The following is a 7,815-nucleotide window of genomic DNA, read 5'->3' as shown; positions in this document are numbered from 1 at the left end:
AAGCGCATATCAATGTGGATGTGTTTTACCTCTCGGTCTCGGCCCGCTTCAAATCTCTCTTCAATCTGTTTTCCTACTCTTTGGCGATCTTTTTTCTCGCCGTGGTACTGATGATGAGCTTTGGCAAGTTTGAAGAGGCCATCGAATTTAACTATCGCCGACAGTCGGAGTGGGCGCCGACCATGGCTCACTTCTGGGTCATGATGATGGTGGCATGCGGAGCATTCATCCTGCAGTACACCAGTGATTTGTTGCAGGATCTCTATTTTCTGTTTACCGAGCGGGATTTGCTGGGGCAGGAAGAAGAGCACTGTGACGAACAGGCAAAATCGACCTATACGCCAGCAGGGATGGAGGACGTATGAGTATTGAAGTACTGACATTGCTGCTGATTGGCTGCATTTTGGCAAGCTTTGCCCTAGGTGCACCGGTAGGACTGGCGCTTGGCGGCATTGCCATGGGCATGGGCTACCTGACCTGGGGCGAGGGGATTTTTAACCTGATCCCGACCACCATAGAAAGTAACTTTTTCAGTTTTATTCTGCTGGCAATCCCTTTGTATATCTACATGGGCCAGCTGTTAACCCGATCAGGGATCGGGGATGCGATGTTTAATGCCAGCCAGATGCTGATCGGCCGGTTGCGAGGATCGTTGGCGATCAGCGTGATCGGGGTGTGTTCAATGATCGGGGCTATGGTCGGGATCATCGGGGCGGGGATTATGACCTCGGGCAGTATTGCCTTAAAGCCGATGCTGGATCGCGGTTACGACAAGCGCCTCGCACTTGGCGTGATCATGGCCGGCGGCGGGCTGGGGATTCTTATCCCGCCCAGCATTCCGATGATTATGTATTCGGCGACGACCCAGAACTCGGTCGGGCGAATGTTTATCGCCGCGATTGTCCCGGCTCTGATCTCCATTACCCTGCTGGTGGCCTATGTGATCATCAGCTGTAAGATCAAGCCGTCGAAGGCGCCGCTCGGCACCGGCGAGGAGAGCCAGATGAGCGGTAAGCAGAAGGTGCGCACCGCCCGTGACGGTCTGTTCTCGCTGCTGCTGATCGTAGCTGTATTGGGCAGCATCATTACAGGTATAGCGACGCCGACTGAGTCGGGGGCAATAGGGGTTATCGGGGCTATTTTATTGGCGGTCGTGTTCAAGCGGTTCCGCTTCGAGATGTTTAAATCCTCCGGGTTTGAAACCGCGATGCTGGTGAGTGTGTCGATGTGGATCATCCTCGGCGCGTCGATTTTCAGTAATTTCCATATGCTGAGTGGTGTACAGAATATGGTGGCCCAGTTCACCCAGGATCTGGGACTGCCGCCGCTGGGAGTGATCATCTTGCTGCAGGTAATCATGCTGCTGTTGGGTTTCATCATTGACGAGCTGATTATTGTCTTGATGTGCGCCCCGCTGTTTACCCCGATAGCGGTGTCGCTGGGCTACGATCCGATTTGGTTCGGTATTCTGATGATCCTCAATATCGAGATTGCAGTACAGACCCCGCCGTACGGCTTTGCGCTGTTCTATCTCAAGGGCATTGCGCCGCCGGGGGTGACGATGATGGATATCTACCGCTCGATTGCACCGTTTATTCTGCTCAAATTGTGTGTCTTGATCCTCTGCATGCTGTTCCCGGAAGTGGTGCTGTGGTTACCGAACAAGTTGATGGGAGTACATTAATATGAGTCTCAAACATGTACTGATGCCAGTGGACCTCGCCTTCCCCGATGTGGTCGAGAAAGAAGTCGATATGGCACTGAAACTGCTCGCCGACGATGGGGTGATTGACATGCTGTTTGTCGATGATGTTCGGGTGCATCACAGCATGGTTCCTACAGTATCGGGCGATACCTTTTCGGGCAAAAATGCCAATACCCGTTTTGCGGTACAGGCGATGCTTGAGCGTTTGGTGCCTGAAAAGCATCGCGGCAGCGGGATCATCCGCAGCGGTGTTGTGTTTGATGAGGTGGTTGCCCAGGCAAAGAAAAGTCAGGTTGATGCGATTGTGATGGCATCGGCCAAGCCGAAGCTCCGTTCGTACCTGCTGGGCTCGAATGCCGCCAAGGTGGTGCGCCATGCACCCTGCTCGGTTTTTGTGGTGCGTTAGTAGAGAGTCGATAGCAAGCCTGATCCCTTTAGAGCGGGGATCAGGCTTTTTGTTATGGCTAGATTGCCAGTGGCAGGAAGATAATACTCAGGATGATGTTAACTGCCAGACCGAATGAAATTGGCGGAATCGTGCGTTTGATCAGATCGAACGGCGAGACTTTTGCCATACCGGATGAAGCAACGATTACCCCGGCAACCGGTGACATGGCGCGACAGGCATTGGATGCCTGCTGCATTGGCATCACCAGGTAGACACCGTTAATACCCATGCCGTCGGCAATTTTCGGGATCAGCTCAACGAACGCATAAAATGCCGCGTTGCCCGACCCGGTCAGGAACGCCACGGCACCGGTCAGGCCAACCAGTGCCAGCATCATTGCCGTCGCACCGAAGCCGACCTGCGAGGCGGTTTCAATCAGCATATTGATGGCGCCGATAGCTTTAAGGCCCTGGGCAAACACGCCGGCACCCACCAGAATCAAGACAACCGGCAGGGCATCTTCCATCCCTTTGACAATCGCACTCATGCCTTCCATTGCGGTACGGCCGCTGCGGTGGCGAATCGCTTCCAGCGCCATTGCTGTAAACAGACAAAGGATGGCAATGGTGCCGATGTTCATGGTGACGCCTTCAACCAGCCCCAGCTCGCCACTGGTCACGACCAGGACAATAATCGGCAGCATAGGTAGCCAGCCGTAAAAACCTGGCGCCTTGCCTTCGATCTCTGAGGTTTTTACATCGACATTGTTGAGGCTCACTTTCTTGCTGCTGCCCTGCTGTAGCAAGCCTTCTTTTTTGTCCATGTACTGTTGCCAGAAGTAGTGGGCAGCAGCCATGGCCAGCATACTTGGGATAGCCAGAGGAATTTGATATTTCAGGGTGTAGATTTCAACCGACATGCCAACATTTTCTGCCGCAATGACCGAGTCGACAGCAAGAGGCGAGAAGCTGATGGTGGCTGTAGTCGCAATCGCTGCAGCAATTGAAATCGCAGGCAGTCCTAGTGCATTTAGCACCGGGAACAGTGTCGACATCAGCAACACAGCGAGGCTGGTTGCCCCGAACCCTGCCAGCGAGATAAAGCTACCGATAAGAAACGTCACGGCCAGTAGCAGGTAGGGTTTGTTGATACCGCCCAGTAGCCTAAGCGCATTGTTGATAACGATGTCGTTGGCGCCGATGTAGGTCATATAACGGGCATAGGCCAGCAAGGCAAAAAGGATCAGCCCCATGCCTCCGAAACGGTTGTTGAACATTAAGTTCATTGACTCAAAGATATCCAGCCAGGCATTACCACTGGACTTTGCTTCGGGAATAACGGGTAAGCCCATCGCGGCACAGACTGCCATTAATACCGCCGCCCCCAGGAACAAGGTGGCGATCGCGTTATACTTTTTCAGAATGGCGAATCCAACTATGGAAACGACCAGTATGGAGATAAATATGCTCATTGCTTCCTCATAAGCAGTGTTTAATAACAACGTGGAGATATATATCAGAGTATGCAACTGAATGTTGATTTGTGTCATGAGTTGCATATAAATATGGCGTAACTCGAAGGAAGGATCATGTTTCCCGGCTTAGGGTCACATTTTGAGATATTGGCTTATTTTTTATGTACGTATAGCGATAGAACGATAGCGAGCAGTGACATATCGGGATAATGCCTGCAGGGTATTTGGGGGAGTTGAAATAGTCGACGATCAAGTTGGCTGACGGCTTTAGTCACTGTAAAACAAGTCAATTTGAGATACCCTCTATCATCGACAAACTAGGTTGCACCAAGAGGAATGTAGAGCGTGAAACAGTCTTTAATTCATATTGCCCTGGTCGTGAAAGATTATGATGAAGCTATTGAGTTTTATACTCAAAAGTTGAAGTTTGAACTGGTTGAAGATACCTATCAGCCCGAGCAGGACAAGCGCTGGGTCGTTGTTTCTCCTCCGGGCTCAAATGGCGCGACTATTCTGCTGGCCAAAGCCTCGAAGCCCGAGCAGGAAGGCTTTATTGGCAACCAGAGCGGTGGCAGGGTGTTTCTATTCCTCAGCACCGATGACTTCTGGCGTGATTACAACAGGATGCAAGCCGAAGGGATAAAGTTTGTGCGGGAGCCTAAAGAGCAGGACTATGGCACGGTGGCCGTGTTTGAAGATCTGTACGGAAACCTGTGGGATTTGCTCCAGCTGGATCCGAGCCACCCGATGGCGGGCCGCTAATTGCTGTTGCGGTAACTGCAACACAAGACGAAGGCTCACGGCAACGAGCCTTCATATTGCGATATGGCGCAGCTATGTGTCACAAAACAATAATTAGTCTTTCTTCACAGCTGCCGTTACGATGAGCTCAACCTTGAGTTCCGGGCGTGCCAGCTTGGCTTCGCCACAGGCGCGGGCCGGCGCAAAACCTTCTCCGAACCATTGATCCCAAACGTGGTTCATCTCGTCAAAGTCGCTCATGTCAGCCAGCCAAACCGTTGTTTGCAACACATGTTGTCTGTCACTGCCAGCTTCAATCAGCAGGGTTTCCACCCGTTGCAGTGCTTCGAGAGTTTGCTCTGCCACACTGGTCCCGGCGATACCCACCTGACCGCACAGGTAGACGGTATCGTTGTGAATAACGACTTTACTCATTCGCTGGTTGGTGTACTGCCTTTTGATGGCTGTCATGCTTGCTTTCCTTGTTTTGATTAGTGGTGTGAATGGAGCTCTGAGTATCTGCCTGATCAGTAGCCTGAGTAGCTGCCTGGGTAGTTTTCGCCGGACTACTGCCGCCTTGATTTGCTCGGTATCGCTGAATAAAAGATTCACTGACCGGGGTCAGGCTAGCCAGCTCGCCGAGCTTGAGCGGTTTGATCGGATGACGGATCCGGTAATAGCCGACCTTGGCAATGTCAGTGCGGGTTTCGTCGGCGATGATTTCTGCCACAGTCGGGCCGCAGTAGCGTCCCTGACAGGGCCCCATGCCACAACGGGTATAGGTTTTGATCTGATTGATGCCATTGCACTTCTCGCGTGCATGATGGCGAATCTCACCGGCAGTGACTTCCTCGCAACGACAGACAATCGTGTTATCCGATGGTGTAAGTGCTTGCTGAGGAGGGGCATACAAGGTATCGAGAAATGGCCGGATGGCGATTTCCTGCTTGATGCTCTGTGTCAGAGCCAGGGTTTGCTGCTGCCAGTGTGCCTTGTTCAGGTAGCCCAGCGCGTAAAGTGCCTCGGTTGCGACTAGCTGCCCCTGGTATTCGGCCACCAGGGCACCACCGATCCCGCCGCTGTCACCGGCAATCGCTACACCGTCCAAAGACGTGTTATTGTGCGCATCCAGCTGCGGTCGCCAGCAACGCTGTATGCGATCCCAGTCATGTTCCAGTCCCATGGCCCGGCTCAGCTGGACATTGGGGATCACGCCAATATGGCTTAGGACGGTAGCTGCAGGAAGCATTACTGTCTTGCCGCCGCTGCGAAAACTCAGTTGTTCGACCTTGTCGGCAGAACTGCCCTGGCCATCTCCGTTGCCATGTGCGCAAATGTCTGTCGCCTGGGTATAGTGGGCAACACCGGCTTTGCGAATTTGTCCGAGCAGCTTGAGGCCCTTGGTGAGGTACTTGTGACCTTTAAGGGCGTTAATGGCGAAGCGGCTGGCTTGCAGGTACTGCTTGGGCGACTGGGTATCGACAATCGCAGCAGGCTTGGCCCCGGCATTGATTAACTGGACGGCCAATAAATATAACAGTGGGCCTGTGCCGACCATCACCGCCTGTTTGGGGGCTATACCGGCGGTTTTTAGCAAGATCTGGCTGGCACCGGCGGTCATCACGCCGGGCAAGGTCCAGCCCGGAAATGGGAAGGAGCGCTCAAGGGCCCCGGTTGCCAGAATAATGCGCCGGGCCTTGAGTTGCTCGGCTTTGCCGCGGCGACTCCAGTATACGGTTTTGTCCGGGTCAACCCGCCAGATGGTGGCTTCGGTAATGTGCTGTATTTTTGCGCTGCCCAGCGTCTCTACCAGACTGGCACCACGGAGGTAGTCAGGACCGAAAACATCACCCAGCGGATGTCCGTCGGCCTTGATGGCACGGTAGATCTGACCACCCGGGCGTGCTTGTTCGTCAAGCAGGACAACACTGGCACCAGCCTTGGCACAGTCGATGGCCGCAGCCATGCCTGCCGGGCCCGCACCTATGATGCAGACATCAACATTGAACATAATAATTCCTTTTTCGTGTTAGCTGCGCTGTCGCCTGACATTGAGGCCGGATTCGACCGGGCGCATACAGGCCTGAACATTGTGTTCGCCATCGACTTCTACCCGGCACTCGAAACAGCTCCCCATCATGCAAAAGGGGGCTCGGGCAGATTGGGATACGGGCGTCTCCCGGGTATGGCTGATCCCGGCAGCGAGTAGCGCGGCGGCGATGGTATCGCCTTGCCGGGCTGATATTTCCTGGCCTTCCCAGAAGAAGCGCACCTCTCGGGAAGCCGCCTGTGAGGCGTTATCTAGCCTCAGAAAGTTCGAATCGGTCTTCACTGAATAGCTCCAAGTCAGGTGAATCGGCAGTGTTTTCCAGCCAGTGCGGCAGTAGGTAGCTGTGGGCGGCTGCAAGCGTGATCCCGCTATGGCAGCTTACTATGTATGCGCCCGGATGGCTGGAAGACTGTTGGTAGATAGGCAGGCCGTCCGGCGAAATAATCCTCAGAGCACCCCAGCTTCTGATCAAGCGGGTGTTGGCGAGGAAGGGATAGACGGCAATCGCCCGCTCGGCAATGGCAGCAGTGACCGCCATCGTATCCTGATCGTCGAGTCCGGCATCTTCCTTGGAATCTCCAATCTGGATACCTCCCTCGTTGACCTGGCGGATAATACCTGAGGGGCGATTGATCACCGGCGGCAGTTTTTCGGTGATCAGCACCTGGCCTTTTTGTGGTTTAACGGGCGCTTTCAGGCCAAGTTGCGGGCCTAGTTTGGCTGCTCCCAGTCCTGCAGCCAGGACGATTTTGTCGCTGTTAACTGTGCTTCCGTCCAGCAATGTTGCGCAGAACCGACCATCGGCTTGCTGCTCAATATGTTCGACATTGGCTTGGGTGATAACCTTGCCGCCCAGTATTTTGATGGCCTTGGTGTAAGCGCGTAGCAGCTTGAGCGGATTGACGTGACCGTCCTCTGCACCATAGATGGCACCGACGACATCCGGGCCGATTTGTGGCTCCTCCTGTCTTAGCCTGGCCTGATCCCATACCTCGAACGGGTGATCGGTGCCAAGCGCCTGACGTAGGTATTGGTACTGGGCAACGCGGGCTTGCATTTCGGCTTCGGAGAAGTGGAAGTCATAGCCGCCGTTCTGCTCTAGGTTGATGGTCTCTCCGGTCAGCTGCTCAAGCTCGTCGGCCAGCTCGCGCCACATACCGACAGAGCGGCGGGTCCAGGCGGCATAATGCGGGGCATCCAGCCCCTTGCAGGATAGCCAGATCAGGCCAAAGTTACCCCGTGAAGCGCGATGGGCGCTGTCTCCTCCGTCAAGGACGGTAACCTGGTGCCCGTTTTTTAGCAGCCCGTAAGCCACGGCGCAGCCCACCACGCCGCCACCGATAATGACATATTCCGGTTTCATGTGATTTCTCTGCAGTTGTCGTGTCGAAAAGGTCGGGGAATAGTCGATATTCCCCGACAATGGGTGTTGGCGGGGGGGATTAGTTCAGGGCTTT

At 54.2% G+C, this 7,815-nt stretch carries 9 protein-coding genes; 4 read left to right on the top strand and 5 right to left on the bottom strand.

Annotation, left to right across the window (positions count from 1 at the left end; all coding sequences use genetic code 11):
* The 3 genes from MHN01_RS10135 to MHN01_RS10125 all read left to right on the top strand — a co-directional run.
* Positions 1 to 365 (top strand): TRAP transporter small permease subunit (locus MHN01_RS10135; RefSeq protein ID WP_239411244.1); only part of this gene is annotated, 365 nt, incomplete at its 5' end.
* Positions 362 to 1,684 (top strand): TRAP transporter large permease subunit, encoded by a 1,323-nt coding sequence (locus MHN01_RS10130; protein WP_239411243.1) that lies wholly within the window; start codon positions 362 to 364, stop codon positions 1,682 to 1,684. The genes MHN01_RS10135 and MHN01_RS10130, both read left to right, overlap by 4 nt.
* A 1-nt stretch (position 1,685) precedes the next feature.
* Complete coding sequence (locus MHN01_RS10125) at positions 1,686 to 2,111, top strand: universal stress protein (protein WP_160649844.1); 426 nt, start codon at positions 1,686 to 1,688, stop codon at positions 2,109 to 2,111.
* Positions 2,112 to 2,169: 58 nt separating this feature from the next.
* Here MHN01_RS10125 and dcuC read toward each other — a convergent pair whose 3' ends face one another.
* Positions 2,170 to 3,564 (bottom strand): C4-dicarboxylate transporter DcuC, encoded by a 1,395-nt coding sequence (gene dcuC / locus MHN01_RS10120; RefSeq protein WP_239411242.1) that lies wholly within the window; start codon positions 3,562 to 3,564, stop codon positions 2,170 to 2,172.
* A gap of 348 nt (positions 3,565 to 3,912) precedes the next feature.
* Here dcuC and MHN01_RS10115 point away from each other — a divergent pair, with 348 nt between their 5' ends.
* The gene (locus MHN01_RS10115) at positions 3,913 to 4,329 is read left to right on the top strand and encodes a VOC family protein (RefSeq protein WP_239411241.1); all 417 of its coding nucleotides are present in this window, start codon (positions 3,913 to 3,915) and stop codon (positions 4,327 to 4,329) included.
* A gap of 93 nt (positions 4,330 to 4,422) precedes the next feature.
* Here MHN01_RS10115 and MHN01_RS10110 read toward each other — a convergent pair whose 3' ends face one another.
* The 4 genes from MHN01_RS10110 to MHN01_RS10095 are packed head-to-tail and all read right to left on the bottom strand — an operon-like array spanning position 4,423 to position 7,721.
* Positions 4,423 to 4,779 carry a RidA family protein gene (locus tag MHN01_RS10110; protein WP_239411240.1) on the bottom strand — a complete coding sequence of 119 codons (357 nt, stop codon included), beginning with the start codon at positions 4,777 to 4,779 and terminating at the stop codon, positions 4,423 to 4,425.
* Positions 4,736 to 6,319, bottom strand: a complete 1,584-nt coding sequence (locus MHN01_RS10105) for an NAD(P)/FAD-dependent oxidoreductase (RefSeq protein ID WP_239411239.1) — start codon at positions 6,317 to 6,319, stop codon at positions 4,736 to 4,738. Before MHN01_RS10105 ends, MHN01_RS10110 begins: the two co-directional genes overlap by 44 nt.
* An 18-nt stretch (positions 6,320 to 6,337) precedes the next feature.
* A complete protein-coding gene (locus tag MHN01_RS10100; RefSeq protein ID WP_075764470.1) occupies positions 6,338 to 6,640 on the bottom strand; it encodes a (2Fe-2S)-binding protein in 303 nt (100 codons plus the stop codon).
* On the bottom strand, positions 6,606 to 7,721 hold the full coding sequence (locus tag MHN01_RS10095; RefSeq protein WP_239411238.1) for an FAD-binding oxidoreductase: 1,116 nt from the start codon (positions 7,719 to 7,721) through the stop codon (positions 6,606 to 6,608). Before MHN01_RS10095 ends, MHN01_RS10100 begins: the two co-directional genes overlap by 35 nt.
* Positions 7,722 to 7,815 lie beyond the last annotated feature (94 nt).

This window comes from Photobacterium sp. OFAV2-7 (genome assembly GCF_022347985.1).
Taxonomy (GTDB): Bacteria; Pseudomonadota; Gammaproteobacteria; order Enterobacterales; family Vibrionaceae; genus Photobacterium.
The sequence above is the reverse complement of the archived record's forward strand: the minus strand, read 5'-3'. Positions and strand labels throughout refer to the sequence as shown.

Excerpts from the sequence above, each read along its gene's own strand:
- MHN01_RS10105 (WP_239411239.1), bottom strand. The coding sequence starts at position 6,319 with ATGTTCAATGTTGATGTCTGCATCATAGGTGCGGGCCCGGCAGGCATG.
- MHN01_RS10130 (WP_239411243.1), top strand. The coding sequence starts at position 362 with ATGAGTATTGAAGTACTGACATTGCTGCTGATTGGCTGCATTTTGGCA.
- MHN01_RS10110 (WP_239411240.1), bottom strand. The coding sequence starts at position 4,779 with ATGACAGCCATCAAAAGGCAGTACACCAACCAGCGAATGAGTAAAGTC.
- dcuC (WP_239411242.1), bottom strand. The coding sequence starts at position 3,564 with ATGAGCATATTTATCTCCATACTGGTCGTTTCCATAGTTGGATTCGCC.
- MHN01_RS10095 (WP_239411238.1), bottom strand. The coding sequence starts at position 7,721 with ATGAAACCGGAATATGTCATTATCGGTGGCGGCGTGGTGGGCTGCGCC.
- MHN01_RS10125 (WP_160649844.1), top strand. The coding sequence starts at position 1,686 with ATGAGTCTCAAACATGTACTGATGCCAGTGGACCTCGCCTTCCCCGAT.